Here is a 26,228-nt window from a genome sequence, read left to right as displayed (position 1 = left end):
GATCGAAAGGATAAGAACGGCTAACGGCCCGGGGGCTTAAGCCCCACTCTCATTCCAACGGCAACGATATTAGCGCAAAGGGCGGCCGAATTCCTCGGAGAAGACGGTGCGGCGCATATCGAAGCGGCCTCCGTCGAACTTGTCCTGTCCCTTGAGAGTGCCGACGGCCAATATGGCCACAACATGATAGCTCAACGGGAGCCGGAGAACCTCGTGAACCTTCTCCTGCTCGAAGCCTTCCATGGGGGCTGTGTCGTAGCCCATGGTCTCGGCCATCCACATCATGGTGGTGAAGGCGATCATGACGTGCTTGTTGAGCCAGCCCTTCATTTCATTGGTGGAGAAGCCGGACATGTAGCTCGGAACGGAGCTTTTGGCCTGCGAGGCGTAGCTCTCGGGCATACCTCCGGCTCGCCCCTGCTGAAGCATGTCGTCGAGATCTTTACGCCAGCCGTCGGAGTCTCCGCAGGCTACGATGACCGCCGATGCTTCTTCGACCTTCGCCTGGTTGTAGCAGGCGGTACGGAGACGCTTTTTGTGAGCGGGTTCCTGCACGACGATAAAGCGCCAGGGTTGCAGGTTATATCCGGAAGGGGCATGGAGGCCTGCTTCGAGAATCTTGACGAGATCGTCTTCGGGAAGGGGTGCGCCATCGAAGCTGGGCGTTGCGCGCCGTTCGTGAATTGCCTCGGACAACGTCTTCAAACTGTTTTCCATCGTCAACCTCTGCCGTCCTTCATTGGGACGCGATTTCAACCTATCAAGAACTGGGACTGCGAAGGAGATTCTTCTGTCGCGGAAAAAAAGGGTTGGTTCAAAGTGCAGGATGAAAGTATGGTCTCACGGTACGTCGGCCATGGCCTGCTCGGAGGCGAAGGGGTTCCCTGTGCCTGAGTCGGCGAAGATCCAGATTCCGTGGAAGGACTTGCGTAGTTCTGGGTAGACGGTGAGCAGAGCGGTCATGGCTGCAAGGTTGCGTTTGCGGGCGAGGGCCTGGTCGGCGATGGGGTCGGCGTGGATATGGGCGGCTACGTCGACGTGGTCTTTTGAAAGGGAGTCGTCGGTTTCAAGTGAGGTGAAGCGGTACTCGACGTTATCCGGTCCCTTGACGACGAGGGGTGTATCGGTGGAGATTCCCTCTGCGAGAGCGGGAGGGGCGTTTTTTGTCTGCTCGTTACGGAGGGCCTCGAGGTGGGAGCTTTGAACGAAGCCGGCCGGCCGGAGGAGGGCCTGGGCGGTCTGGTAGTAGAGCCAGGCAGACCAGGGCTGTTTCTGGGCGACGAGGTCGCGGGCCGCCTTCCAGTACCAGAGGCCATCGTGTCCGGCGGCCGTGAGGGGCTGGGGGTAGAAGCCGGCGAGGAGCCATTGTCCTGCGTCCTGACGAACGAGGAACGAGAGGCGATAGGGCGAGGGCGCGCCGGGGAGGTTCACCATGGCGAAGCCGTATTTGCCCGGGGGGAGGTTAGGGATGACGAAGTCCGTCTCCTGCACGGAGCGGTTAAGGGAGCAGAAGAACTGGGCGTCGGGGGTGGAGCCGTCGGGCTGCTTTTTGATGGTGGTGCCGTCGAGGAGGTAGATCTGTTCGACGACGGGGGTGGCACCTTTGGCCCTGGGCGCGGTGTTGTTGACGGCGTAGCCGATGGGGCCGAAGTTGCCGGCGTACTCCGCGATGGTGATGGCCTTGATGGCGTCGGCGTTGCCGGCCTGAACCTTCTGGGCGAGAGAGAGGGCGGCGGCGGCGAGGGCATCGCGCTCGGACGGCTTCATCTGCGACTGCGTCGTGCACAACTCGGCGTGGGCGACTGTGCCGATGAGCATGGTTGCTACGGCAAACGACATTTTGATACGGCCAACCATAGATCTCCTCGAAGCCCTGTGGACAGAGCCAGTCTATTTCATAGATGCCCGAAATTGAATGGAAACCCCGCGGGGGATGGGGTGAGGGCGAAAAAGGCGTTTTTCGGAGAGGTGAAAAGAGACTAAGCTGAGGGGGAGGCCGGGACATTCCCTGGCTGTCAACGTCTTACGGATAACGATGATGCGTCTTTCTCCAATTCGTTTGGCTGGGCTTTGGCTGGGGTTTGCTGGTGCGGCGATGGGCCAGAGTGCTCTGCCTGCTACGGCTCCGACGGCGTTGGCTGTGGGTACGGCGGGGCCGGTTGCGACAGGGACGGTGCCGACGCAGCGGGCGGATGTGAGCTATGAGGGCGGCTTGCTGCGGGTGGCGGCGAACAACTCGAGTCTGAACCAGATTCTGCGGGAGATCGGGCGCCTGACCGGGATGAAGATTACCGGCGGCGTGGCCGAGGACAAGGTGTTCGGCACGTATGGGCCTGCGCCGGCGAGCAAGGTGATTACGTCTCTGCTGGATGGGACGGCTTCGAATGTGATGATTGTGGAGAACTCGGCGGATGGGCCGGCAGAGCTGATTCTGACCCCTCGGCATGGTGGTGCTACGCCTCCGAATCCGAATGCGGCCAGCTTTAGCGGCGACGATGGTGGTGGGCCGATTACGCCGCAGAACCGGTTCAACCGGGCTCCGCGCGGAGAGTATGTGCCTCCTCCGCCACAACCTCCTCCTCCAGCACAGCAGGAGAGTCCGGTGAGTGGGGGGAATCCGGTGAATACGGATAATCCGCCGTCTTCGTCGACTCCGGCATCCACGGATGGATCGCAGCCACAGAGTCCGAATGGAGTGGCTACGCCGCAGCAGATCTTCGAGCAGTTGCAGAAGTTGCGGCAGCAGCAGAGTGCGACGCAGCCTCAGTAAGGTTTGCGGCGGTGCTGAAGCTGTGCCCTTCCGTTTTCCGCTGACCTGGAGGCTGTCTCCCATCGGGAAATGACGCTCTTTGCGGACTCAAGAACCCACATCTCAAAATCGGGATGTGGGGCACCCAACTGGGAGCTCCATTTAGGTTTTGAAGACGAGCTGCCAGGGTGTGGAGGGCATGGCGGTTTGCTCGGCGACCGCTCGGAGTTCGACTGTCTGGGGCTGTTCGGGGAACTCAGCGGGAAGATAGCTTGCCTTGGCGGCGGCAGTGGGGACGCGGAAGGGGCCGTTTGGGATGCGGGTGGGGTTCAGTTTGGTCTCCAGCATGTTGTGGCGGTGGAGTTCGTTGGAGTAGCCGGGATTGACCTCGGAGGCGGCTCCAAGGAGCCAGGGGCCGTACCAGAAGGCAGTGCCGGTGGTGCGCCAGGGAGCGGAGCGGTGGGAAATCGCGTAGGCGATGGTGATGGAGTCGCCGGATTTCAGGTTCCGGATTTTGGTGCCGGAGACGGGGTTGCCGTTGCGGATGAGCTGCATCTGGGTGGCCCATTCGGGACGGCGGATGGTTAGGGTCTGGCCCTTAGCTCTTGTAGCGAAGATGGTGATGGTGCCGTTCGTGGCGAGGGCGCTCGTGGCGCGAAGGGTGACGGTGGCGGTGGTGTGGGTGGCGTCTACTGGGAGGAGATAGGTGATTTCGTCTTCGGTGGCGCGGAAGGCGTTGTTGGTGACGTCGGCGAAGGCGCGCATGCCGTGCAGGGTGCAGCACCACCAGGCGCGTACACGGAGGTAGTTGGTGACGCCGTCGGAGTCGAGCTCGCCGTGGCCGAAGTCTCCGGTGGCGAACTGATTCATCGCGAACTCGTTGAAGAGGGTGGTCTCGGCAGAGGCAATGTATTTTGGGTTGCCGGTGGCCTGGGCGAGTTGGAGGTTGAGGCGGAGCCAATCGCACTCGGCGCAGCCCTCGGTGCGGGCGCGCTTGGGCGTCCAGGCCTCGGGGACGCCGCCGGTGAGGAGGAGGTCGGGGGACTCCGTCACGGAGCTCCATTCGCGCTCCACCATGGCGAGCAGGGATGGGTCGCGTGTCTCTTTGTAGAGCAGCATGACGCCGCGGAGGCTGCAGAGGTAGCCGTGGACGTGGTCGGCGGGGCGGCGCTCGATGCGTTGAGCGATGGCGAGGCAGAGGTCACGGTATTTCTCTTCCCTGGTGACGGCGTAGAGGGCTGCGAGGCCTTCGTTTTGCTGGGTCCAGCAGATGTAGCTGGAGGCGAAGTGGGAGGCTCCGAACTCTTCGGCCATGGTGTTGGAGTTGTATTTGGGGCCTAGCTTAACGAGGAAATCGCCCAGACGGCGTGCGGAGGCGAGGGTTGCGGGGTCACCCGTCAGGGTGAAGTACTCCAGGAGGCCAATGAGGAGGCGACCGTTGCCCCAAAGGAGGGCAAGATCATTGTCGTCAGGGTGATCGTAGTGGAAGGCCTTGCCGAAGAAGCCGTCGGCGTGCTGCTGGGCGATGACGCGGGCTACGACCGGAGCGAGGGTAGGGAAGGTTTCGTTGTAGGTTACGGCGGAGGTGGCGAGCGCGCCGATCCAGCGGCCGGAGACGTCTCCGGAGAAGTTGGTGAAGCGGCGGCCGGGAGTGGCGGTGATGTCTTCGAGGAGGAAGTCCGGCGTGTAGGCGGGGGCGGTCCCGTGGAGGATTCGGTCGCGGGTCAGGCGGTATCGGTCTGCCAGCGGTGTGGGAGGGATAACGATGATCGCGTGCGCGGCGAGGATTTTAAGGGAAAAGGGGACAGCCGCGGTCTGGGTCAGGAAGTGGCGTCGATTCAATTCAGCTCCTCCGTGTTCGGCGCGCTGGTTTGCAAACTTTATAGACGGAGAGGGGTAGCTTTGACGAGTAGGCTATGGAAGGATTTCGTGGGTGTGGCGCTGGTGGCGGGGACAGGAAGGCACACCCCAAGGGGTAAAGCGCGCTTTCTGCTGTTCTTTCAGACCCAAGGCTAGGCCTAGGTGCACCTGGAAGCGGAACAACACTAAGGGCGGCAGCATATTCCCCGCGGGAATGACAACAAGAGGGGAACCGATGGCGCGCGGAGCTACTAGCCTTCGACTACCTTGGCGGTGGCGAGCTGGCGGCGTGCGTGGACCTGCTGGGAGTGGATACGGAAGACCCAGAACATGGCGACGCAGATTCCGTAGGCGACGAGGACGCCGGCGGTCAGGGAGGCCAGGACGGCACAGACCAAAAGCAACGAGAGACCCACAGCGATTCCTCCGGGGAAGGTACAGATTCATTCTCTCAGTAGGATGCGGGTTAGCTCAACAAAAGGGGGTGAAAGGTGTTGCGTCATCGAATACGTAACTTTTTCGCCAACTCCCCCGGCGTGCTGAACCGGGCGATGGCATGGGACGCATACTTCGGGGCGCAAATGCCGTATTCTAGAGGACTGGGCCTTCCTGCGGTTTGAGCGGCCCACCAAACTTCATGGGCATTACACACATCACCGTTCGCGGCGCACGCCAGCACAACCTGAAGAACGTCTCGGTCTCGATTCCGCGGAACACGCTGACCGTGGTCACGGGGCTTTCGGGCTCGGGCAAGAGTTCGCTTGCCTTCGACACGATCTATGCCGAGGGGCAGAGGCGATACGTAGAGACACTTTCGGCGTATGCGCGGCAGTTTCTTGACCAAATGGAGAGGCCGGACGTCGATGCGATCGACGGGCTTTCGCCGGCGATATCAATCGAGCAGAAGACGACTTCGCGGAGTCCACGGTCGACGGTCGGGACGATCACCGAGATCTACGACTACCTGCGTTTGCTGTATGCGTCGGTGGGGCAGCCGCATTGTCCGAACTGTGCGAGGCCGATCTCACGGCAGTCGGCGGATCAGATCGTGGAGCGGATTGTGCAGATGGCTCCAGGCGAGCGGATCACCGTGTTTGCGCCGATCGTGCGGGGACGCAAGGGTGAGTTTCGCGAGGAGCTGGAGCAGCTCGACCAGCAGGGATTCCGGGCGCGCATCGATGGGGAGATGACGGAGCTGACGGATGGCATGCGGCTGGAGAAGCGCAAGAACCATACGATCGAGGCGATCGTCGACCGCATTATTTTGAAACCGATGCCGACGACTGTGCCGGAGGATGCGAACGCGGCTCTGGCTGCCGCGGAGGGCGAGACGGCGCGACCGAAGTATGACACGCGGCGGCTGGAGGCTTCGGTTGCGAAGGCCTTGCAGATGGCCAACGGGCTGGTGCTGATCGGGATTCAGAACTCGTCGCGGGAGCTGGATGAGACGCTGTACAGCTCTTCGATGGCTTGTCCCGACTGCGGGATCAATGTGCCGAAGCTGGAGCCGAGGAGCTTCTCCTTCAACTCGACGTATGGGGCTTGCCCTGAGTGCCATGGACTGGGATCGATCTATGACTTCGATCCGGCGAAGACGATCACGGACTGGTCGCGACCGCTGCTGGATGGGGCGATGGGGCCGGGGTCGGGATCGCAGTATCTGCTGCGGCTGATCAAGCTAGCAGCGGAGAAGTACAAGATCAATCTGAAGGTGCCGTTCGCGGACCTGACGAAGGCGCAGCAGGATGTGTTGCTGTATGGACCTCCGCGGAATGAAGTGGGGCGGACGGGGTTTCACGGGATCTTCGCTTACCTGCGCTCGAATCTGGAAGAGACGAAGTCCGAAGGCTATCGCGAGTACATGATGCAGTACATGTCGGCGACGACCTGCCCGCGGTGTAAGGGGCATCGGCTGCGGCCAGAGTCGCTGGCTGTGACGATTCCGATTGCGGACGCTTCGCCGTCGATTGCGGACTTTACGGGGCTGTCGCTGGAGCGCGCGCTGAAGGCTGCGCGGACGATGAGCTTCATGGGGCGGGACCGCATCATTGCGGACCGGCTGCAGCGGGAGATTATCGAGCGGCTGGAGTTTCTGGTCGCGGTTGGGTTGGGCTATCTCTCGCTGGATCGCTCGGCGGCTACGCTGTCGGGTGGCGAGGGGCAGAGGATTCGGTTGGCTACGCAGATTGGTTCTCGTCTGCGTGGGGTTTTGTATGTGCTGGATGAGCCTTCGATTGGGCTCCACCAGAGGGACAATATCCGCTTGATCCGGGCGCTTGAGGCGCTGCGTGATCTTGGGAATACCGTGCTGGTGGTCGAGCATGACGAAGACACCATGCGGCGGGCAGACTACATCCTGGATATTGGGCCGGGCGCGGGCAAGAACGGCGGCGTGATCATGGCGGATGGTACGCCGGCGGAGATCATGGCGAATCCGAACTCGGTGACCGGGCAGTATCTGGCGGGGAAGATCGAGATTGTGGCGCGGGCGAATCCGCGTGCTCTGAGCGGCAACTGGCTGACGGTTGAGAATGCGGTCTCGCACAACCTGCAGGATGTGACGGCGCATTTTCCTCTTGGCGTGATGACGGTGATCACGGGGGTGAGTGGATCGGGTAAGTCGACCCTGGTCAACGACATCCTTTACCGGGCGCTCGCGAAGGAGTTGTATGGCTCGCGCGAAGAGCCTGGCAAGCATGGCCGGGTGATTGGGATCGATCAGCTCGATAAGGTGATCCAGATCGACCAGTCGCCGATTGGGCGCACACCGCGCTCGAATCCGGCTACGTACACCGGTGTGTTCACGGCGATTCGCGATCTGTTTGCGATGCTACCGGAGTCTCGTGAGCGTGGATACAAACCGGGGCGGTTCTCGTTCAACGTGCAGGGCGGACGATGCGAGGCGTGCCAGGGCGAGGGGCAGAGGCGCATCGAGATGAACTTTCTGCCCGATGTGTATGTGCTTTGCGAAGTATGTAACGGACGTCGTTACAATCAGGAAACCCTGTCGGTGAAGTTCAAGGGGCTGTCGATCGCGGATATTCTCGATCTGCCGATTGAGGATGCGGTGCCGATTCTCAAAGACATTCCAGCGGTCAATGTAAAGCTGCAGACGCTTGTCGATGTGGGGCTTGGGTACATTCACCTGGGTCAGTCGGCGACGACGCTTTCAGGCGGTGAGGCGCAGCGGATGAAGCTGGCCCGGGAGCTCTCGAAGAGGCAGACGGGGAGGACGCTCTATCTGCTGGATGAACCTACGACGGGATTGCACTTCGACGATGTGCGGAAGCTGCTGGAGGTGCTGCACCGGCTGACGGATCTTGGGAACTCGGTGATGATCATCGAGCATAATCTGGACATCATCCGGAATGCGGATTACATCCTGGATATGGGTCCGGAGGGCGGCGAGGGCGGCGGCACTGTGGTGGCGCATGGGACGCCGGAGCAGATCGCGACCGTGGCGGCAAGCTATACGGGGCAATTTTTGAAGCAGCACTTTGAGAGCCGGCCGGGTGCGGTTGCAGTGGTGATGGGCAAAGGCAACGCGGGGCCGCAGCCGAGCACGATTCTGGCGGCGGCGGACAGGGACAAAAGCCTGAAGCCGAAGTTTGTGGCACCGGAGAAGAAGACGGGGCGTCCAACGACGACGTCTGGCGGGAACTCGGTGGCGAAGCCGGAAAAGGTGACGAAGGTTTCGGCTAAGGTTTCATCCGCGTCTAAGAAGACAGCAGTAAAATCGGTGGCGAAGAAAGCAGTGAAAAAGGCCAGGGCCTAATGAGCACGATCCCTCCTCTGGTTCCGGTGGAACAGGGAAATTACGAGACACCGTCGCCTGCCCCCGTCGAGGGCGAGGCACCACCGCGCATACCGCATATGGGACATGTCCTGGTGTTTCTGGCGATCCTGTTTGGAGCGTTCTTTCTGGCGCGGCAGGCTCTGCTGTTAGTCACGGGCGCTTACCGGGCACCGCATCTGTTTGAAGATGCGGTGCATAATCCGACGTATCTGCTGGCCACGCAGGCGGGGATTTATATTGGAACGCTGCTGGCGGCGTGGCTGATCTTTCCACATCTGTGGGAGCGCGGGTTTACGGATGGGATTCAGTGGAACGCACCGAAGGCGCGGGCGCTTGCGTTGAAGCTGATCCCGGCTGGAATTGTGGTCTCGTATCTCGCACAGATCGTTTCGCACTTTGTGACGATGCCGAAGTCGATGCCGATGGATGACTTCTTTCGTACGCGGACGGATGTTTGGATTACCTGTGCGATGGGAACTCTGCTGGCACCGCTGATTGAGGAGATCTTCTTTCGCGGGTTCCTGTTTCCCGCGCTGGCAATTGCGTATGACTGGTTGTCGCTTTCACGGAGTCCGGATGCGGTGCTGCGGTGGCGCTCGACGACGACGCTGACTACGGCTTCGTATGTATTTTCGGGGCTGCTGACGAGCATCTTCTTTGCGCTGCTGCATGGGGCGCAATTGGCGTACACGTGGCCTCTGGTGGTGTTGCTATTGTGTGTCTCAGGATTCTTTACATGGGTGAGGCTCGAGACGCAGTCTGTGGCATGTTCAACGCTGTTACACGCGAGTTATAACTTTGCGGTTTTTCTTACGGCATTTATCGGGAGCCAGGGGTTCACGCATCTGGAGAAGTTGACACGGTAGATCGAATTCCAAAAAAAGTGAAAAGCAGAGGCACATGCCTCTGCTTTTTCTATGTTGCCCCGGCGGTTTCTACGGTGACGGTTACGGTGCCTGATGTGCTGGTGGCGTACACGCTGTCGCCGACATAGGTCGCGTAGATGGCGTGGGTTCCCAGGGCGAGGGCAGTGGTGCTGAGGGTTGCGGTGCCGCTGGATACGGTCGCGCTGCCAAGGAGCGCGGTGCCGTTGTAGAAGTTGATGGTGCCGGTGGCCAGCGTTGAGGAAACGGTCGCCGTGAAAGCTACCGCCGAGCCGTAGGTGGCGGTGGAGGTCGAGGCGGAGACGGCGGTGGTCGTGGTGGTGAGGCTTTCGCTGACGAGGACGGTAATGGAACTGGAGGTGCTGCCGGTGTAGGTATCGTCGCCGGCATAGACCGCGGTGAGGGTGTGGGTTCCGATGGCTAGGGCCGTGGTGGTGAAGGTGGCGATGCCTCCGCTGAGGGTGCCGGTGCCGAGGCTGGTGGAACTGTCGTAGAAGGTGACGGTTCCGGTGGCTTCCGCAGTGGAGACGGTTGCGGTGAGGGTGAGGGAGGTCTCGTAGGCCACGGTGGTTGCGGAGCCGGTAAGGTCCGTGGTGGTGCGGGTGCTGAAGAAGAAGCCGGCGCATCCGGTGAGTGCGGTGGCGGCGGCCAGGGTCAGGATGGCGACGGCCCACTTGGAGACACTGCGGTGTATGTTTCGCACTCAAACCTCGTACAGCTTTTCTGCCTGGTGTGGACGTGGATGTTGATGGCAACGGGTTACGCGGGCGGGGTGCGATACAATTTCGTGCATACCCCGTGCTTTCTCGACTGCATTCTTTTCGTAACAAGAAAGGTTACAAATGCTCTCTTCGCGCCGTGCCGCCGCTCTCTTCTCTCTCCTTGCCGTTCCCGTGCTCGCCCAGACTCCGCGCACCAAGCCGGTGACGCAGGCTGAGGTGGACAAGATTACGCGGGAGGCGATCCTGATCGACACGCACGATGACATCCCTTCGAAGACCGTGACGGGCTACGACATTGCGACGCCGAACAAGACGGGACAGACGGATCTTGCGAGGATGAAAGGGTTTCTGGGTGCGGAGTTCTTTGCGGTATTTGTGGATGCATCGTATGTAAAAGACAATCACTCGGCGAACCGGACGCTGGAGATGATCGACACGGTGCGGACGGATGTGATTCTGAAGCATCCGGATGAGTTTATGTATGCGACAACGGCGGCCGATGTCGAGAAGGCGCACAAGCAAAAGAAGATTGCGGCGCTGATGGGGATTGAAGGTGGGCATGCGATCGAAGACTCGCTGCGGTTGCTGCGGGACTACTATGCGCTGGGTATCCGGTATATGACCCTGACGCATTTCAACACGAACAACTGGGCGGATGCTCAGGGGGACCATGACGATCCCACTGTGGCGAAGCATGATGGACTGACGCCGTTCGGGAAGGACGTGGTGCGGGAGATGAACCGGCTGGGGATGATGGTCGATATCTCGCATACGGCGGATAAGACCTTCTATGACGCGATTGCGGTTTCGACTGCGCCGATTATTGCCTCGCACAGCTCATGCCGCGCGGTGGACACGCATACGCGCAATATGACGGACGACATGATCCGTGCGCTGGCGAAGAACGGCGGGACGATGCAGATCAACTTCGATTGTGGGTATCTTTCGCAGCGGTATAACGATGCCTCGAAGCCGATGATGGCAGAGCTGCGGCCGAAGATGATGGAGGCTCGTAAGATCGCGGATCCCGCGGCGCGGGATGCGGCGATGGAGAAGCTATTTATGGAGGCCTCGGCGAAGGTTCCTCCGGCTACGCTGGCTGATGTCGTCGAGCATATCGACCACGCGGTGAAGGTGGGCGGGATCGACCATGTGGGGATCGGGACGGACTATGACGGCGTGGGATGCGTGCCGGCGGGGCTTGAGTCGTATGACAAGTTTCCGGCGCTGACCCGGGCCCTGCTGGAGAAGGGGTATTCGGCTACGGATATCAAGAAGATCTATGGAGGGAATCTACTGCGGGTGATGCGGGCGGTGGAGAAGCGGGCACAGGAGCTGAAGGGGATGGCTCCGATTGAGACTACGATCGCTACGGCGAAGTAGTCTTTACCAAATTGCTTGGAAGGGCTGGAGACTGAGGTTAAGTCTCCAGCCTTTTTGCTTTAGGCGAAGATGACGGTTTTGTTGGCGTAGGAGAGGATGCGATGGTCCAGATGCCATTGGACGGCTCGCGAGAGGACCATGCGCTCTAAATCGCGGCCCTTTTGGATGAGGCTGGGGAGCTGGTCGTTCTGCGAGATGCGGGCTACGTCCTGCTCGATGATAGGGCCTTCATCGAGGGCTTCGGTGACGTAGTGGCTGGTGGCCCCGATGAGCTTGACGCCACGGGCGTAGGCGGCGTGGTAGGGCTTGGCACCGGTGAAGGCGGGGAGGAAGGAGTGGTGGACGTTGATGATGCGTCTTGGGTAGGTCTCGACGAACTTAGGCGAGAGGATCTGCATGTAGCGGGCGAGGATGACCAAGTCGATCGTATGCGCAGAGAGCAGGGCCAGTTGGGCGGCTTCGACTTCGGGGCGGGTGGTGGCGGTCATCGGGGTGTGGTGGAAGGGGATGCCGTAGAACTCTGCCAGGGGACGGGCACTCTCGTGGTTGGAGACGATGAGGGCTACGTTGGCGTGGAATTCGCCGGTCTGGTGACGGTGCAGGAGGTCGGCGAGGCAGTGGAGATACTGGCTGACGAAGATGGCTACATTCTGTTTGGCGGCGGCGAACTCGATGCGCCAGTTCATGGCAAACTGTTCGGCGATGGGGGCGAAGGTTTCCTCGAACGATGTCTGGGTAAAGTTGGGGGCTTCGGTCGAGAACTCGACGCGCATGAAGAAGAGGCCGAGCTCGGCGTCCTGGTGCTGGTCGGCGTGGAGGATGTTGACGTCGTAGCGGCGGACGAGGAAGTCCACGATCGCAAAGACGAGACCTTTGCGATCGGGACAATCGACTAAGAGGGTGGCGGTGGTGGGCATGTTACGACTTGGCGGCTACGCGGGCGAAGATGGCGTCCACGTTGGCCAGCTGGCGCTTGTAGTCGAAGGCGTGTGCCAGCTTTTCGGGCGAGAGGCGCTCGGTGATGGCGGGGTCTTTGGCTACTTCGTCGCGGAAGACGAGGTCTTCCTTCCAGGAGCGCATGGCGTGGCCCTGGACGAGGCGATAGGCGTCTTCGCGGAGCATTCCGGATTCGGCTAGGTCGAGCAGGAGCTGGCCGGAGAAGATGAGGCCACCGGTGGACTCGAGGTTCCTGAGCATGCGGGCGGGGTAGACGAGGAGCTTGTCGATCAGGTTGGCGGTCTTCGCGAGGAGGTAGTCGGCGAGGATGGTGGAGTCGGGGATGATGACGCGCTCGGCGGAGGAGTGGCTGATGTCGCGCTCGTGCCAGAGAGCAATGTTCTCGTAGGCGGTCTGGGCGTTGGCCCGGACGACGCGGGCCAGGCCGCTGATCTGCTCGGAGGCGATGGGATTGCGCTTGTGGGGCATGGCGCTGGAGCCCTTCTGCTTTTCGGAGAAGAACTCTTCGGCTTCGCGGACTTCGGTGCGCTGGAGGTGGCGGACTTCGGTGGCGATCTTGTCGAGGGTGCTGACGAGGATGGCGAGGGCACCGATGTAGGCCGCGTGGCGGTCGCGCTGGACGACCTGCGTGGCGACGTCGACGGGGACGAGGCCGAGGGCGTCGGCGATGGCTTCTTCGTGGGCTGGCTTCAGGTGGCCAAAGGTGCCGACGGCTCCGGAGAGCTTAGCAACGCGGAGATCCTCGGCGGCGGCATCGAAGCGCTTGAGGTTGCGCTGCATCTCGGAGAACCAGAGGAGGAGCTTGAGGCCGAAGGTGGTGGGCTCGGCGTGGACGCCGTGGGTGCGGCCGATGATGGGGGTGTGCTTGAACTCGAGGGCGCGGCGGGCGAGGACGTCGGACAGCTTGACGATGCCGGCGCGGATGATAGCGGAGGCTTCCTTGATCTGGAGGGCCTGGGCGGTGTCGACGACGTCGGTGGAGGTCAGGCCGTAGTGGAGCCAGCGGGATTCGGGGCCGATGTGCTCGGCGACGGCGGTGGTGAAGGCGATGACGTCGTGCTTGACCTCGTCCTCGATGGCCTGGATGCGGGCGACGTCGAAGTTGCCTTTGTCGCGGATGGCGTCGGCGGCGTCCTGCGGGACGATGCCGGCGGCGGCGAGGGCCTGGGAGGCGGCTACTTCTACCTTGAGCCAGCAGCGGTACTTGTTTTCGTCGGACCAGATGCGGGCCATCTCGGGGCGAGTATAACGAGGGATCATGCTGTCTAGTTTACTTCGTTCGTCGATGGATTTCGGGGGGCTCCTCCCCCCTTTTGGACTCAAAGTCTTCGAGAATAAGGACTTGAGGGTGGACTTGTTCGTGGGGGGGGGCTGAAAGATTGTGGGGGAAGGGCGGTGGATCTTTCCTGGTTCTATTGTCTGCTTTTGGCAGGAACTGATAGGTCAGGTATAAGGTGTTTTGATTGAGATGTTTATGGGGTTTCTAGGCTTGACATCTGATTTTGCTGCTGTTTTGAAAGATTTTTTGTGGCGCAGATATCGAAACATACGTTTGCAGCGCAAATGCAAAAGCCGCTGCGGTGCGCTTTCTAAAGCGGCCGCAGCGGCGGGAGTTTTCGTGAGGGTTATTGCGGGGGCGTGAGGCCATTCATGCGGAGGTATTCGACCATCTGGCCGTAGTGATCGTATCCGTGGGCCACAGCGAAGGTAGCGAGGGTGGCTCGGGTGTCCATGCCATCGGCGCCCTTGATGACGGTGAAAGCGTTCTCCGGAGTGATGGTCGCGACGGCCTTGTGGCCGAAGGCGAAGGAGGCGGCGAGGGCGGCTACGGCCTCTTCCTTGGTGGTGATCTTGTCGATGGCCTTCACGTCGACGTCGGGCTTGGTGCCACTGATGGTCGAGAAGAAGTAGTAGTTGGCCTGAGCGACGTGCGTGACCTGCTGGACGAAGCTGCGGACGCCTTCGAACTTCTCACCCTGGGTGGGGGCGAAGATGGCGTGGTTGGGAGCGAAGGAGAACTTGTCGGCGGGCATGGTTTTGACGACGCCCATGGCCTCGTGCTCGAAGAGGTTGAGCATGAGGTCGATGGCTTTTGCTGGGTCGGCGGGGGTGCCGACGGCGCCGAGGGAAGGGGCCTTCCCCATTTGTGCGGTGGCGGTCAGGGTGGAGAGAGCCAGGACTGCAGCGGCTAGGGTGATCTTGATGCGCATCGGTGTGTACCTCGGAGATTTGTACAGGAAGCGAGTTCAGCGTAGCAGAGATATCACATCTGCTGGCGTAAGCTGGTGTGCGAGAACGTGTGGAGGAAGCAGTGGAGCGACGGGAGTTTATGAAATCGGCATTGGGGACGGCGGGAGCGGCTTTGGCTGGAGGCGGCGGGGCTCCGGTGGCCGGGGCGCAGGAGTTCTATCAACTGCGGACGTACACGCTGCGGAGCGGGCCGCAGGGGGCGCTGTGCCAGGGATACTTTGAGCATGCGCTGCTTCCGGCTTTGAATCGCATGGGGATTACTCCGGTGGGGGCATTCAAGCTGGATATCGGTCCCGAGACGCCGAAGTTTTATGTGCTGATTCCTTCGAAGTCGGTTGAGGTGCTGGCCACGCTCGATGCGCGGCTGGAGAACGATGCCGAGTTTGTGCAGGCGGCGAAGGCGTTCTGGGAGGCACCGGCGACGGCTCCGGCGTTTCTGCGGGTGGAGTATTCGCTTCTTTCGGCGTTTGCGGGTTGGCCGAAGCTGGTGGCTCCTAAGAAGGAGAAGAGGATCTTCCAGTTGAGGACCTATGAGAGTCCGAGCCATGCGGCGCATTCGCGTAAAGTCGCGATGTTCAATGAGGCGGAGATTGCAATCTTCGTGAAGGCGGGGCTGACGCCAGTGTTCTTTGGGGACACGATCGTTGGGCCGGCGATGCCTTCGCTGACGTATATGCTGACGTTTCCGGACGTGGCGGAGTTGGGGAAGCACTGGGCTGCGTTTTCAGCAGACCCAGCCTGGAAGGAGCTGTCGCATAGGCCGGGAAACACGGATCCGGAGATCGTGAGCAATATTTCGAATCTCTACCTGAGCCCCTTGGGGTGTTCGCAGATCTAGAACGGCAAGAGCAACAGACTGTAGGGAAAAGGCGGGAAAAGCGGGAAAAGAAGCGAGAACGGTTCGCTGATTCGGGAAGTATCTCCCATGGGGAACTGCCAGGAGCTGGAAAAGCGAACCAGGGATTTTCGCTGCGCTCAGCATGGATGTAACTCTGGGCGCAGCGATGTGGTTAGAGCCCGCGTGCTCTTTCGATGGCTCGGACGACGGCGCGGGCCTTGTTGCCGCATTCCTCGAACTCTTTTACCGGGACTGAGTCGGCTACGATGCCCGCGCCGGCCTGGATGTAGCCCTGCTCGCCATCAAGGTAGAGGGTGCGGATAGCGATGCAGGAGTCGAGGTTGCCGTTGAAGTCGGCATAGAGGATGGAGCCGCCGTAGACACCGCGACGGGTGGGCTCGAGCTCCTCGATCACCTCCATGGCGCGGATTTTAGGGGCGCCGGAGAGGGTTCCGGCAGGGAAGCATGCGCGGAAGGCATCGACCGGGCCAAGTGCTTCCTTGAGAGTGCCTTCCACGGCGCTGACCAGGTGCATGACGTGGCTGTAACGTTCCACGAACATCAGGTCCTTTACCTTCACAGACCCGAATTCGCTGACGCGGCCTACATCGTTGCGACCGAGGTCGACCAGCATGATGTGCTCGGCGACCTCTTTTTCGTCGGTACGGAGATCGTCTTCGTAGCCCTTGTCGATGGCTTCGTCCTCGGAGCGCGCGCGGGTTCCGGCGATGGGGCGGTACTCCACCTTGCGGCCATGGACGCGGACGAGAAGTTCGGGGGAGCTGCCTACGATGTGGGCCGGGGTAGTTTTCTTCCCCTTTTCGAGACCGAAGCGGAGGAAGTACATGTAGGGCGAAGGGTTGACGATCCGCAGGGCGCGATAAACGTCGAAGGCGGGAACCTCGGGGACGCAGTCGAAACGCTGCGAGAGGACACACTGGAAGACGTCTCCGGCGGCGATGTACTCCTTGGTCTTTTCGACGGCTTTCAGGAAAGCGGCCTTCGTGGTGCGAGGGGTGATCTTCAGCTTGCCCAGCGCCTTGGCCTTGCGGGGCCTGGGGAGGGCGTTGGCCAAGCGCTTTTCGAGCTTGTTCAGGCGACGGACAGCGCGGTCGTAGGCTCCCTTGGCGGATTCGCGCTGGAAGTCCGCCGTGACCATGAGGTGGATCTCCTTCTTGACATGGTCGAAGGCGATGACCTGGTCGAAGAACATCAGGCAGGCGTCGGGGACGCCGAGCTCGTCTTTGGCCAGGGTGGGGAGCTTTTCGATCTGGCGGACGACGTCGTAGGCGAAGAAGCCGACGGCTCCCGCGGTGAAGGGCGGCAGGCCAGGCAGGCGGGCGGGAGTGTGGCCGGCGAGCGCCTTCTTGAGTTCGTCGAAGATGTCCCCTTCAAACGTGCGGGGGCGTTTGCCCTTTTGCTCGGACGTGATGCTGGTGCCGCGCGAAACCATCTTTTTGTACGGTTCGATGCCGATAAAGGTGTAGCGGCCCACGCGCTCGCCGCCCTCGACGGATTCGAGCAGGAAGGCCTCGGGCTCGTCGTTCGCGATGCGCAGGAAGGCGGAGACGGGGGTCTCAAGATCGGCGACGACGGTGCGATAGACGGGGACGAGGGAATGGACGCGGCTGAGGCGCTGGAATTCTTTCTCGGAGGGAAGCTGCAGGGCTGCTCGGACGGCACACATAGAAGTAATGATAGCTGCGGAAGGGCGGTCTAGTTCAGATTCCCGCTCAGGATGAATGCGATGAAACCGAAGCAGGCGATCAGGCACGCCAGATACATCGCCGTCGTGCCAAGGATGATCCGCTTTCTCGTCTTCGGGCTTTCGAACAGTCTTCGGACCAGAAAGGCTGCAAGAAGCAGCACGGCGAAGACCGCGGCTGCGATACCGAGCCTATAAACCAGTTGGAGGATTTCACCCATAGCGCGTGTTCGTCCTGTGGATCGTAAATATGCAGTCGCTGCCGCGAGTTTGATCATCGTAATGAGAGGAGCCTATACTTCGCGGGTTGGGCCACAGACCGGTCTGGTCGAACCTTTTATGCTCCCCGGGCTGACATGTCACCGATGAGGAGAGCGCAATGGCCGGAGAATCATTTGTACCCGCAGCCCTACGAGCTGCCAAGAAGAAGGAACAAGACAAGATGGCAACGATGACGCTGGAACACACTGAAGTTAAGAAGTTGACGTTGGAAGAAGAGACGAATCCCTGGGAGGCACAGGCCGCCCGGTTCGATCTTGCTGCCGAAAAGCTGAAGCTGGATCCGGGCATCTGCAAGGTGCTGCGGTCGCCGGCGCGGGAGATCATCGTTCACATTCCGGTGGGGATGGACGATGGAACGATTGAGGTTTTCACAGGGTATCGGGTGCAGCACTCGATCGCACGCGGACCGGCGAAGGGCGGAATTCGGTTTTCGCCGGATGTATCGCTGGACGAGGTGAGGGCACTGGCGAGCTGGATGACCTGGAAGTGCGCGGTGGTGAATATTCCGTTCGGCGGCGCGAAGGGCGGTGTGATCTGCGATCCGAAAAAGATGTCGCAGGGCGAACTGGAGAGGATGACGCGGCGCTATACGGCTGAGCTGATTGAGTTTATCGGGCCTGAGAAGGACGTGCCCGCGCCGGACATGGGCACGAACGAGCAGACGATGGCGTGGATCATGGACACGTATTCCATGCACATGCGGCAGACGGTGACGTCGGTGGTGACGGGCAAGCCGGTGAATATTGGCGGCTCGCGCGGACGCCGCGAGGCTACCGGGCGAGGGATCGCCGTGGTGTGCGATCAGGCGCTGAAGGCCCTGGATATGCCGGTGCAGGGATGCCGGGTGATCGTGCAGGGCTTTGGCAATGTCGGGTCGAATGCAGCGAAGATTCTGTTCGATAAGGGCTACACGATCATCGGACTGGCGGAGTATGACGGGGCGCTTTCGAATCCGGAGGGTTTGGATATCGGCGCGTTGTTGGAGCATCGGGCGAAGGCGGGGACGATCAACGGCTTTGCCGGCGGCGTCGCGGTCGATAAGTCCGAGCTGCTGACGTGGCCGTGCGAGATTCTGATTCCCGCCGCAACGGAGAATGTGATCACCAGCCAGAACGCGGACAAGCTGCAGTGCCGGATTCTGTGCGAGGGTGCGAACGGGCCGACGACGATTGTGGCGGACGACATCCTGGAGGCGAAAGGGGTGTTTGTGATTCCGGACATCCTGGCCAACGCGGGAGGCGTGACGACGAGCTACTTTGAGTGGGTACAGGACCGCATGGGGTACTTCTGGACCGAAGCCGAAGTGAACCAGCGGCTGGAGCGCATTATGATCGACAGCTTCGACGACGTGTTGAGCTATGCGAAGTCGCACCAGGTGAACAACCGGACGGCGGCGTACATGCTGGCGATCGACCGGGTGGCCTATACGACGAAGCAGCGTGGGATCTACGCCTAATCTGGTGGTTGAAACGCCCTGCGCTTCCTCGCGGAAGGGCAGGGCGTTTTGCGTTAGCGGCGGTAGTAGGCGCGTTCGTATCCGTCGAGGTAGGCCTGGCGGAAGGCGTCGCGATAGGGCTCGTAGGGCCCCATGTTGGGTTCGTAACCGGGGGTGTCGTGGAAGACGCGGTCCTGGCGGGGGTGGTGTCCGAGGTTGTTGGAGATGTCCCGTGCGCCCATCTGGGTACCCCAGCGGAAGCCTTCCTGGTGGGCTCGTTCGATCAGGGGCGGCACGGCGTAGGCGGGTGGCGGCGGCGGGGGAGGGGCGTAGTAGGTGGGATGCGAGCATCCGGCGAGCAAAAGAGCCGCAAACAGGGCAGACGGCAGGGTGAGTGAGGCAGTTTTCATGGCATTTCTCCGTGGGGTGACGTTCCGTCTTGCTTGCACCCTGGGGTTGTAAACGTTCGGAATGGGGAAATGTCGCTCGGAATCTTTGGCGGTTGGACGGTATCTCCCCGAGGGATGGGTGGATGTGACAGAATGCTGGTAACCGTTCCTTCCGAAGTGGCGGTGAATCTTTCTCGATGAATCTGCCGAACTCCATTACGATGAGCCGCATTGCCAGCGTGCCGCTGCTGATCTGGATCATGTCGTCGCACGGCCTGCATACGCTCAACGCAATTGTGCCGCCTACGGCGACGGGGCTGCGTGGCGCGGAGCAGGAGATCGCTGCGTCGATTGTGTTTATTCTGGCTTCGATTACCGACGGTCTGGATGGATACCTGGCGCGCAGACGCAAGCAGATTACGACGATGGGGATGCTGCTGGACCCGCTGGCCGACAAGCTGATGGTGACGGCGGCTTTTATCATTCTGGTCGCGTATAACCCGCGGCTGGTTCCGCCCTGGATTGCGGTGGTGGTGATTGGGCGTGAGTTCCTGGTGTCGGGGCTGCGTTCGATTGCATCGGCGGAGGGCTTTACGATCGAGGCGAGCGAGATCGGGAAGCTGAAGACGGTCATCCAGATCGTGTCGGTGGTAGCGGCGATTCTGGCGCATCGGTGGGACTACTGGAACTGGGGTGGGTTCATCGTCGCGGTGCATCTGATCGCGGTGACGGCGATCTACTGGATGACGATCGTTTCAATTATCTCGGCGGTGGACTACTTTATCGGTTTCTGGAAGAAGATCGACCATGCCTCGGATAAGCGGCGTGGCCGGCGGACGGCTGTTTTGAGCCGGCGGAAGGCTCCGCAGGCGAACTCACCGGTGGCCTAGTTTTTCTCCCATTGCATCTTCGAGACGGCGCGTAAGATGGTGGTCGCGTGCCATTCGGGTGCGCGGTCCTGTCCAAACTCTCCCTGAGGTTTCATCCCTCCATGCGCCTTCTTCTTCTTTCCGTTCTGGCCCTGCCTGTCGCCGCGTTTGCTCAATCGACCGACCTTGCGCGGCATGACTTCTTCTACGCGGGGGAATCGCATGACAGGAAGCTCTTTGTACTGAAGGGCGGCAAGGTGGCGTGGTCGTTCGATGAGCCGGAGGGCAAGGGCGAGGTCTCGGATGCGGTGATGCTCTCGAATGGGAACATCCTCTTCGCGCACCAGTTCGCGGTGGAGGAGATTACGCCGGAGAAGAAGGTGATCTGGCGGTACGACGTCCCCGCAGGGCATGAGGTGCATACGGCGGTGCCGATCGGGCTGGACCGGGTGTTGTATATCCAGAATGGGAACCCGGCCCTGCTGCGGGTCGTGAATATTCGGACCAACGCGATCGAAAAAGAGATCCAGCTTCCGGTAAAGAATCCGCAGAGCACGCATGGGCAGTTTCGGCACGCTCGGCTGACGCCGCAGGGGACGCTTCTGGTCGCGCACATGGATTTGAGCAAGGTGGTGGAGTACGACTCCGAGGGCCATGAGCTCTGGTCGTTTCCGGGCACGGGGGTGTGGGGTGTGACGCCGCTCGAGAACGGCAATGTGCTGATCACGGATAAGGGCGGAGTGCGGGAGATTACGCGGCGGGGCGACTCGGTGTGGAACTGGAAGCCGGAGGATACGCCCACGGTGAGGTTCGACAATCTTCAACTGGCCTGGCGGCTGCCCAATGGCAATACCGTGATCAACAACTGGGGCAATGAGTGGAGCGGCCAGGTGAGCGCGGACACCCTGCAGGCGATCGAGGTGACGCCCGACAAGAAGCTGGTTTGGGTGCTGAAGCAGTGGAAGGATCCGAACCTGGGCCCGGCGACTACGATTCAGTTCCTCGATGCTTCGGAAAGGCCGGAAGAGGCGCACTTCGGGACGTTTCGGTAGACGTGCCGGTCTGCTGAAACGACATGCGGGTGGTGGGGAAGGCGTCGGGGTAGTGCTGCTGGATGTAGGCGGTCATCTCTTCGCGGACGAGGCAGCGCAGGTCGAAGCTTTCACTGGCGTTCCGTGAGCTCATCAAGCAGCGGAGCTCCATGGTCTTTTCAGTGAGGTTGGTGACCTGGAGACCGCAGACGCGGCCGTCCCAGAGCTTGGATGGGTGGACGATCCGGTCGAGCTGTGCGCGAAGTTCGGCGACTGGGATGGAGTAGTCGACGTAGAGGAAGGCCGTGCCGAGGATCTCGGCGGACTCGCGGGTCCAGTTCTGGAACGAATTTTCGATGAAGTAGCTGAGCGGCACGATGAGGCGGCGCTGGTCCCAGATGCGGATGACGACGTAGGCGGTGGTGATCTCCTCGATGCGGCCCCACTCCCCCTGCACGATGACGACGTCGTCCAGGCGGATGGGTTCGGTGAGGGCGATCTGCAGGCCGGCGAGGACGTTGGACGCGGTGGATTTGGCGGCGGTGGCGAGGACGAGGGAGGCCACCCCGGCGGAGGCGAGCAGGCCGGTGCCGTAGTGCCAGATGCGTGGGTCGTGGAAGCTCCAGAGGAGAGCGCCGAGGGTGACCACCATGATGAAGCCGATGATGAGCCGGCGGAAGAGTTGGAACTGGGTGTGGACGCGGCGGGCGCGGACGTTGTTCTCGGCGTTGAGGTCGTACTTTTTGAGCAGTAGGGTCTGCGCGACGTAGACGCCGCCGGCGGCCATCCAGCCGAGCGAGAGGATGAGGGACATGATGAGTCCCTGGCGGATGATGTCTTCCCAGTTGTCGGGCAGGTGGGGGATGCTGGGCAGGATGAAGAGGGTGCAGGTGATGAGGAAGATGGCGCGGGCGGGGTGGGCGAGGTGCCGCTGGATACCCCATCCGGGAGCGAACTCGCTGGTGCCCTCGGCCTCCTTGCGCTTGAGGACGCGGAAGAGGATGTAGTGGGCTGCGTTGGCGAGGAAGATGGCGGCGCAGAAGAGGAAGATGGCCAGGAACCAGCGGTGATTGGCTTGGAGGATGGACATGTTGGTTGGATGCAGGGAAGAGAAAAGACTGTGGGGAAAAGACGGAAGAGGCGGGAAGAAATAACAGCAGCTGTTGCCGTTTGTTTCGTGGTCATCCCCATCGCTGCGATGGCCCGCTGCGACGGGGGATGACACGAACGAGGGCTACTGGCCGAAGATGGGCAGGTTGCCGACACCCTGGGCGATCTTCTGGCTCCACTCGGCGGGGCCGGTGATGTGGACGCTGGTTCCCTGGGCGTCGACGGCGACGGTGACGGGCATGTCCTGGACCTCGAACTCGTAGATGGCTTCCATCCCAAGGTCGGCGAAGGCGAGGAGTTTCGAGTGTTTGATGGCCTTTGAGACGAGGTAGGCTGCGCCGCCGACGGCCATCAGGTAGACGGCTTCGTTGTCGCGGATGGCGGCGATGGCTTCGGGGCCGCGTTCGGCCTTGCCGATCATGCCGAGGAGGCCGGTCTGCTCGAGCATCTGGCGGGTGAACTTGTCCATGCGGGTGGCGGTGGTGGGGCCGGCGGGGCCTACGGCTTCGTCGCGCACGGCCTCGACCGGGCCGACGTAGTAGATGAAGCGTCCCTTGAAGTCGACAGGGAGCTTTTCGCCGCGGTTGAGCATGTCGGTGAGGCGCTTGTGGGCGGCGTCGCGGCCGGTGAGGAGCTTGCCGGAGAGCAGGACGACCTCGCCGGGCTTCCAGGTTTTCACTTCTTCCTTGGTGACGGTGTCGAGGTTGACGCGGCGGGCGCTGTGGACGTCGTAGGTGAGCTTCGGCCAGGCGTCGAGGGATGGCGGGTCGGTCATGACGGGGCCGGAGCCGTCGAGGCGGATGTGGAGGTGGCGGGTGGCGGCGCAGTTGGGGATCATGGCCACGGGCAGGTTGGCGGCGTGCGTGGGGTAGTCCATGATCTTGACGTCGAGCACGGTCGTCAGGCCGCCGAGGCCCTGGGCGCCGATGCCGAGGCGGTTCACCTTCTCGTAGAGCTCGATGCGGAGCTTTTCGACGTTGGTCTGGGGGCCGCGGGCGAGGAGTTCCTGCATGTCGATGGGGTCCATGAGAGACTCTTTCGCCATGACCATGGCCTTCTCGGCGGTGCCGCCGATGCCGATGCCGAGCATGCCGGGGGGACACCAGCCGGCGCCCATGGTGGGGACGGTCTTGAGAACCCAGTCGACGACCGAGTCGGAGGGATTCAGCATCACGAACTTGGATTTGGCTTCGCTTCCGCCACCTTTTGAGGCTACGGTGATGTCTACGGCGTCTCCGGCTACCAGCGTGACGACGACCATGGCGGGGGTGTTGTCGCCGGTGTTGCGGCGGGTGAAGGCTGGGTCCGCCAGCAGGCTGGGGCGGAGGACGTTGTCGGAGTTGCGCCAGGCGACGCGGACGCCTTCATCGATCATGCCCTGCATGTCCATCATGCCGAAGACGCTGGAGGCCTCCCACTGAACTTCCATGCCGACCTTGACGAAGGCGGTGACGATGCCGGTGTCCTGGCAGATGGGACGGTGGCCCTCGGCGCACATGCGGGAGTTGATGAGGATCTGTGCGATGGCATCCTTGGCGGCGGGTGATTGCTCAAGGTCGTAGGCGCGGGCCAGGTTCGTGATGTAGTCCACGGGATGGTAGAAGCTGATGTACTGGAGCGCGTCGGCTACGCTCTGGATGAGATCGTCCTGCTTGATGGTCTTCATGTTATTTCCCCAGATAAGGGTAAACCAGATGTCCTGCCGGGCGGGCCCGCTGCCCGCAGGCAGAAGCGTTGTGACGCATATACCGATGTTGCCAGGGCAAGATCGGCTGGTCCTCGCGCTGCTCGAAAATTGGCTCCTCGACCAGTTCAGCGATGAGGTTAAAAAGCATCGGGCCTGCACGTGGATCGCAGGCCCGATGGAGTGGTGAGGAGGTTATTTCTGAGACTGCTTGCCGAAGCGAAGCACAAGACCGGCGTTGACGCCTGCATTGTTCTGGAGCTTGCTGCCGAAGGTCGTGCCGACGTAGGTCGGCGTGACGCGGAAGGCGAGGTTGGGGTAGAAGTTGTAGTCGTAGCTGACACCCACCGAGAAGACCGGCTTATTCGAGGTCGGCCACATACCGAGCAGGGGAGCGGGGATCGCCTTCGATCCGCCGTCGAAGTTGCCGAGAGCGTATCCGCCCATGGCCTGCACGCTGACGGCCTGCTTCTGCTTGGCATAGAGGCGATAGGTGGGGCCGCCGAGGAAGGTGTACTCGGTGATGAGCGGGTTGTAGACGCCGTAGATGTTGTTGCCCACCTTGGCATTGCCGAACGCTCCGCGCACGTCTCCCATGATGCCCAGCTTCTTGTTCAGGAAATAGGTGGTGCTGACGGCCCAGGTGATCTCGTTGTTGCGCTGCAGATACTGGCCTGACTGGAAGCGCAGATAGCCGCCGCCGCCGAAGACCTCCCAGCGCTTGGAGTAGGTCTCCTCGGTCTGCCGCTCGATACGAGCCTTGCGGTTGGCGCTGGATTCACGCTTCGTTCTCTTGATCTGCGCCTGGGCCGGAGCCACGTACGCAACCATCACCAGAGCGACGAGAGCCGCCGCTACACACTTCATCTTCCGTTCCATACCAGACATCAAGCGTTTCCTCTGCTGAATCCTTCTTCGATCTCGTGGCCCAGCTCGTCCGCGGTTTCCGGAGGCTGTAGTGCAGGACCTCTCTTATTAGAACATCCATGGCCCCCGGCGACGTGCCGGAGGCTCGCAGATATTGCCGCAGAGGGAAGCCGTTAGGGGTTCGACGCGCCCGGACCGGACACGTCACCCCCATTCCGGCGAATCAGCGGAGGTTGTAGCTGACCCCGGTGATGAACTGGTAGCTGTTCTTCTGGTAACCGGGGGCGGGATTGTTGAGGAAGTTGTCCGTGGTCGTCACCGTGAGGCTGAGGCGTTTGAAGACCGGCGCGGACAAAATCGCGGAGACGTTCGCGGAGTAGGCGTCGGAGTTGTTGAAGGCAGGGAGGATATTGGCAGTCTGGGTGAAGACGATCTTCCGGGGAAGATTGCGGCGGTAGGCTTCGGAGATGGTGGATCCGATCAGATTCTGATTGGTCACGACGACTGCGGGGTCCTGCGAGAAGAACTTCTGTTTTTCGTAGTGGATGTCGGCCTTGAGGTCGAGCTGCTGGTTCGGTTTCTGGATCGGCGTCCAGCCGAAACCACCGCCGTAGGTCTGCTGCAGGTCAAGACCTTGCGAGAAGTTATGGTCGAAGGCGACCTCGCCGAGGTAGTAGAAGCGTGGCTTGATATATTCGTCGCGCTCGGCGTCGGCGTGCATGATGCTGGTTTTGACGGTGGTGGCGGGTGGAGGGACTTCCTGGGTGAGCTGATCGTAAGTCTCGGTGAAGTTCGCCGTGGTGCGGTTGCGTTTGGGCAGGAAATCGACCATCGGCTGGACGCGGATGAGTGCGATGCCGACGTTGAACGTCGATCCGTTGGAGCTTGAGCGCACGACCGTTGCGCCGCCGGTGATGACCCCGTTCCAACCTTGCAGGATGCCTTGTTTGGCGGCGATATCGTGCTGATAGGCAGCAGCATCGAGGATGTATTCGACATCCTTGACGGGCAGGGTCTCGACGGGCTCGGACTTGACCATGATCGTGAGTTTGCCATCTTCGATGGCGAAAGAACCAGGCACGACGGGTTGCCGGGTGATCGGTGCGTCCTTGCGGAGCACGGCGAAGTTTCCCGCCGCGCGCAGGCCCTTGATCTTGTCGATGGAGACGGTGATGTCGCCAGCCATGTCGCTGTGGAAGGTGACGTTTCCGCCGAGGGCGCGGACGAGCTTTCCGGTCAATTGATCGCCGTTGGTGAAGATGAGGACGTCGGCTGGGGGAGGAGCGGGTTTTTCCTGGGCGATGCAGGCAATGGCGGGGGCGAAGACGAGTGCGGCCAACGCCGCGCGCAATCCAAAAATCCTCATGCTCTAAAAATACCCCGGGTTGGCTTCCCGGTTACGATGGGAGGAGTTGAA

At 61.3% G+C, this 26,228-nt stretch carries 23 protein-coding genes; 8 read left to right on the top strand and 15 right to left on the bottom strand.

What is annotated here, in order from left to right; all coding sequences use genetic code 11:
- Positions 1-69: 69 nt before the first annotated feature.
- Together BM400_RS20910 and BM400_RS20905 are read right to left on the bottom strand one after the other, a co-directional pair.
- Positions 70-717, bottom strand: coding sequence for a nitroreductase family protein (locus BM400_RS20910; RefSeq protein WP_089843620.1), 648 nt, complete (start codon positions 715-717; stop codon positions 70-72).
- Positions 718-840: 123 nt separating this feature from the next.
- On the bottom strand, positions 841-1,857 hold the full coding sequence (locus BM400_RS20905; protein ID WP_245782065.1) for a hypothetical protein: 1,017 nt from the start codon (positions 1,855-1,857) through the stop codon (positions 841-843).
- Between the two features lie 178 nt (positions 1,858-2,035).
- On the opposite strand from BM400_RS20905, the gene BM400_RS20900 reads away from it, so the two are divergent.
- Positions 2,036-2,770, top strand: coding sequence for a hypothetical protein (locus tag BM400_RS20900; RefSeq protein WP_141224033.1), 735 nt, complete (start codon positions 2,036-2,038; stop codon positions 2,768-2,770).
- A gap of 141 nt (positions 2,771-2,911) precedes the next feature.
- Here BM400_RS20900 and BM400_RS20895 read toward each other — a convergent pair whose 3' ends face one another.
- Together BM400_RS20895 and BM400_RS22240 are read right to left on the bottom strand one after the other, a co-directional pair.
- Positions 2,912-4,591 (bottom strand): beta-L-arabinofuranosidase domain-containing protein, encoded by a 1,680-nt coding sequence (locus BM400_RS20895; RefSeq protein ID WP_175529180.1) that lies wholly within the window; start codon positions 4,589-4,591, stop codon positions 2,912-2,914.
- A 269-nt stretch (positions 4,592-4,860) separates the two neighbouring features.
- A complete protein-coding gene (locus tag BM400_RS22240; protein WP_175529179.1) occupies positions 4,861-5,025 on the bottom strand; it encodes a hypothetical protein in 165 nt (54 codons plus the stop codon).
- A 221-nt stretch (positions 5,026-5,246) separates the two neighbouring features.
- Between BM400_RS22240 and uvrA the strand changes: the two genes are divergently transcribed.
- Together uvrA and BM400_RS20885 are read left to right on the top strand one after the other, a co-directional pair.
- A complete protein-coding gene (gene uvrA, locus BM400_RS20890; RefSeq protein WP_089843608.1) occupies positions 5,247-8,384 on the top strand; it encodes an excinuclease ABC subunit UvrA in 3,138 nt (1,045 codons plus the stop codon).
- Positions 8,384-9,271 (top strand): CPBP family intramembrane glutamic endopeptidase, encoded by an 888-nt coding sequence (locus BM400_RS20885; RefSeq protein WP_089843606.1) that lies wholly within the window; start codon positions 8,384-8,386, stop codon positions 9,269-9,271. Before uvrA ends, BM400_RS20885 begins: the two co-directional genes overlap by 1 nt.
- Before the next feature lie 49 nt (positions 9,272-9,320).
- Here BM400_RS20885 and BM400_RS20880 read toward each other — a convergent pair whose 3' ends face one another.
- Positions 9,321-9,992, bottom strand: coding sequence for an Ig-like domain-containing protein (locus BM400_RS20880; protein ID WP_089843603.1), 672 nt, complete (start codon positions 9,990-9,992; stop codon positions 9,321-9,323).
- A gap of 139 nt (positions 9,993-10,131) precedes the next feature.
- On the opposite strand from BM400_RS20880, the gene BM400_RS20875 reads away from it, so the two are divergent.
- Positions 10,132-11,394, top strand: coding sequence for a dipeptidase (locus tag BM400_RS20875; protein WP_089843600.1), 1,263 nt, complete (start codon positions 10,132-10,134; stop codon positions 11,392-11,394).
- A gap of 59 nt (positions 11,395-11,453) precedes the next feature.
- Here BM400_RS20875 and purU read toward each other — a convergent pair whose 3' ends face one another.
- From purU to BM400_RS20860, 3 genes are all read right to left on the bottom strand, one after another.
- A complete protein-coding gene (gene purU / locus BM400_RS20870; RefSeq protein WP_089843598.1) occupies positions 11,454-12,311 on the bottom strand; it encodes a formyltetrahydrofolate deformylase in 858 nt (285 codons plus the stop codon).
- Between the two features lies 1 nt (position 12,312).
- Positions 12,313-13,611: an adenylosuccinate lyase gene (gene purB, locus BM400_RS20865; protein ID WP_089843595.1), complete on the bottom strand. Its 1,299-nt coding sequence runs from the start codon at positions 13,609-13,611 to the stop codon at positions 12,313-12,315.
- 365 nt (positions 13,612-13,976) lie between these two features.
- Entirely contained in the window at positions 13,977-14,561 is a 585-nt protein-coding gene (locus BM400_RS20860) for a DinB family protein (RefSeq protein ID WP_089843591.1), read from the bottom strand.
- 119 nt (positions 14,562-14,680) lie between these two features.
- Here BM400_RS20860 and BM400_RS20855 point away from each other — a divergent pair, with 119 nt between their 5' ends.
- Positions 14,681-15,439: an NIPSNAP family protein gene (locus BM400_RS20855; protein WP_089843588.1), complete on the top strand. Its 759-nt coding sequence runs from the start codon at positions 14,681-14,683 to the stop codon at positions 15,437-15,439.
- Between the two features lie 172 nt (positions 15,440-15,611).
- Here the strand turns inward: BM400_RS20855 and trpE are convergent, their stop codons facing one another.
- Together trpE and BM400_RS20845 are read right to left on the bottom strand one after the other, a co-directional pair.
- The gene (gene trpE / locus BM400_RS20850; protein ID WP_089843587.1) at positions 15,612-17,126 is read right to left on the bottom strand and encodes an anthranilate synthase component I; all 1,515 of its coding nucleotides are present in this window, start codon (positions 17,124-17,126) and stop codon (positions 15,612-15,614) included.
- Between the two features lie 29 nt (positions 17,127-17,155).
- Positions 17,156-17,422 (bottom strand): hypothetical protein, encoded by a 267-nt coding sequence (locus BM400_RS20845; protein ID WP_175529177.1) that lies wholly within the window; start codon positions 17,420-17,422, stop codon positions 17,156-17,158.
- A gap of 173 nt (positions 17,423-17,595) precedes the next feature.
- On the opposite strand from BM400_RS20845, the gene BM400_RS20840 reads away from it, so the two are divergent.
- Entirely contained in the window at positions 17,596-18,882 is a 1,287-nt protein-coding gene (locus BM400_RS20840) for a Glu/Leu/Phe/Val family dehydrogenase (protein WP_425432410.1), read from the top strand.
- A gap of 53 nt (positions 18,883-18,935) precedes the next feature.
- Here BM400_RS20840 and BM400_RS20835 read toward each other — a convergent pair whose 3' ends face one another.
- The gene (locus tag BM400_RS20835) at positions 18,936-19,271 is read right to left on the bottom strand and encodes a hypothetical protein (protein ID WP_089843580.1); all 336 of its coding nucleotides are present in this window, start codon (positions 19,269-19,271) and stop codon (positions 18,936-18,938) included.
- 176 nt (positions 19,272-19,447) lie between these two features.
- On the opposite strand from BM400_RS20835, the gene pgsA reads away from it, so the two are divergent.
- Positions 19,448-20,140 (top strand): CDP-diacylglycerol--glycerol-3-phosphate 3-phosphatidyltransferase, encoded by a 693-nt coding sequence (gene pgsA / locus BM400_RS20830; protein WP_089843577.1) that lies wholly within the window; start codon positions 19,448-19,450, stop codon positions 20,138-20,140.
- A 101-nt stretch (positions 20,141-20,241) separates the two neighbouring features.
- A complete protein-coding gene (locus tag BM400_RS20825) occupies positions 20,242-21,171 on the top strand; it encodes an NHL repeat-containing protein (protein WP_089843575.1) in 930 nt (309 codons plus the stop codon).
- Here the strand turns inward: BM400_RS20825 and BM400_RS20820 are convergent.
- From BM400_RS20820 to BM400_RS20800, 4 genes are all read right to left on the bottom strand, one after another.
- Entirely contained in the window at positions 21,107-22,240 is a 1,134-nt protein-coding gene (locus BM400_RS20820; protein ID WP_089843572.1) for a mechanosensitive ion channel family protein, read from the bottom strand. The genes BM400_RS20825 and BM400_RS20820 overlap by 65 nt on opposite strands.
- A 144-nt stretch (positions 22,241-22,384) precedes the next feature.
- The gene (locus tag BM400_RS20815; RefSeq protein ID WP_089843570.1) at positions 22,385-23,926 is read right to left on the bottom strand and encodes a fumarate hydratase; all 1,542 of its coding nucleotides are present in this window, start codon (positions 23,924-23,926) and stop codon (positions 22,385-22,387) included.
- A gap of 213 nt (positions 23,927-24,139) precedes the next feature.
- A complete protein-coding gene (locus BM400_RS20805) occupies positions 24,140-24,832 on the bottom strand; it encodes a DUF481 domain-containing protein (RefSeq protein ID WP_141224032.1) in 693 nt (230 codons plus the stop codon).
- A 202-nt stretch (positions 24,833-25,034) separates the two neighbouring features.
- On the bottom strand, positions 25,035-26,177 hold the full coding sequence (locus tag BM400_RS20800; RefSeq protein WP_089843562.1) for a DUF481 domain-containing protein: 1,143 nt from the start codon (positions 26,175-26,177) through the stop codon (positions 25,035-25,037).
- Positions 26,178-26,228 lie beyond the last annotated feature (51 nt).

The organism is Granulicella pectinivorans (genome assembly GCF_900114625.1).
Classification (GTDB): domain Bacteria; phylum Acidobacteriota; class Terriglobia; order Terriglobales; family Acidobacteriaceae; genus Edaphobacter; species Edaphobacter pectinivorans.
The sequence above is the reverse complement of the archived record's forward strand: the minus strand, read 5'-3'. Positions and strand labels throughout refer to the sequence as shown.

What these genes read in the sequence shown, in the direction of transcription:
- BM400_RS20910 (WP_089843620.1), bottom strand. Translation starts at nt 717, where the DNA reads ATGGAAAACAGTTTGAAGACGTTGTCCGAGGCAATTCACGAACGGCGC.
- BM400_RS20905 (WP_245782065.1), bottom strand. Translation starts at nt 1,857, where the DNA reads ATGGTTGGCCGTATCAAAATGTCGTTTGCCGTAGCAACCATGCTCATC.
- BM400_RS20900 (WP_141224033.1), top strand. Translation starts at nt 2,036, where the DNA reads ATGATGCGTCTTTCTCCAATTCGTTTGGCTGGGCTTTGGCTGGGGTTT.
- uvrA (WP_089843608.1), top strand. Translation starts at nt 5,247, where the DNA reads ATGGGCATTACACACATCACCGTTCGCGGCGCACGCCAGCACAACCTG.
- BM400_RS20885 (WP_089843606.1), top strand. Translation starts at nt 8,384, where the DNA reads ATGAGCACGATCCCTCCTCTGGTTCCGGTGGAACAGGGAAATTACGAG.
- BM400_RS20875 (WP_089843600.1), top strand. Translation starts at nt 10,132, where the DNA reads ATGCTCTCTTCGCGCCGTGCCGCCGCTCTCTTCTCTCTCCTTGCCGTT.
- purU (WP_089843598.1), bottom strand. Translation starts at nt 12,311, where the DNA reads ATGCCCACCACCGCCACCCTCTTAGTCGATTGTCCCGATCGCAAAGGT.
- purB (WP_089843595.1), bottom strand. Translation starts at nt 13,611, where the DNA reads ATGATCCCTCGTTATACTCGCCCCGAGATGGCCCGCATCTGGTCCGAC.
- BM400_RS20860 (WP_089843591.1), bottom strand. Translation starts at nt 14,561, where the DNA reads ATGCGCATCAAGATCACCCTAGCCGCTGCAGTCCTGGCTCTCTCCACC.
- BM400_RS20855 (WP_089843588.1), top strand. Translation starts at nt 14,681, where the DNA reads ATGAAATCGGCATTGGGGACGGCGGGAGCGGCTTTGGCTGGAGGCGGC.
- trpE (WP_089843587.1), bottom strand. Translation starts at nt 17,126, where the DNA reads ATGTGTGCCGTCCGAGCAGCCCTGCAGCTTCCCTCCGAGAAAGAATTC.
- BM400_RS20845 (WP_175529177.1), bottom strand. Translation starts at nt 17,422, where the DNA reads ATGATCAAACTCGCGGCAGCGACTGCATATTTACGATCCACAGGACGA.
- BM400_RS20840 (WP_425432410.1), top strand. Translation starts at nt 17,596, where the DNA reads ATGACGCTGGAACACACTGAAGTTAAGAAGTTGACGTTGGAAGAAGAG.
- BM400_RS20835 (WP_089843580.1), bottom strand. Translation starts at nt 19,271, where the DNA reads ATGAAAACTGCCTCACTCACCCTGCCGTCTGCCCTGTTTGCGGCTCTT.
- pgsA (WP_089843577.1), top strand. Translation starts at nt 19,448, where the DNA reads ATGAATCTGCCGAACTCCATTACGATGAGCCGCATTGCCAGCGTGCCG.
- BM400_RS20825 (WP_089843575.1), top strand. Translation starts at nt 20,242, where the DNA reads ATGCGCCTTCTTCTTCTTTCCGTTCTGGCCCTGCCTGTCGCCGCGTTT.
- BM400_RS20820 (WP_089843572.1), bottom strand. Translation starts at nt 22,240, where the DNA reads ATGTCCATCCTCCAAGCCAATCACCGCTGGTTCCTGGCCATCTTCCTC.
- BM400_RS20815 (WP_089843570.1), bottom strand. Translation starts at nt 23,926, where the DNA reads ATGAAGACCATCAAGCAGGACGATCTCATCCAGAGCGTAGCCGACGCG.
- BM400_RS20805 (WP_141224032.1), bottom strand. Translation starts at nt 24,832, where the DNA reads ATGTCTGGTATGGAACGGAAGATGAAGTGTGTAGCGGCGGCTCTCGTC.
- BM400_RS20800 (WP_089843562.1), bottom strand. Translation starts at nt 26,177, where the DNA reads ATGAGGATTTTTGGATTGCGCGCGGCGTTGGCCGCACTCGTCTTCGCC.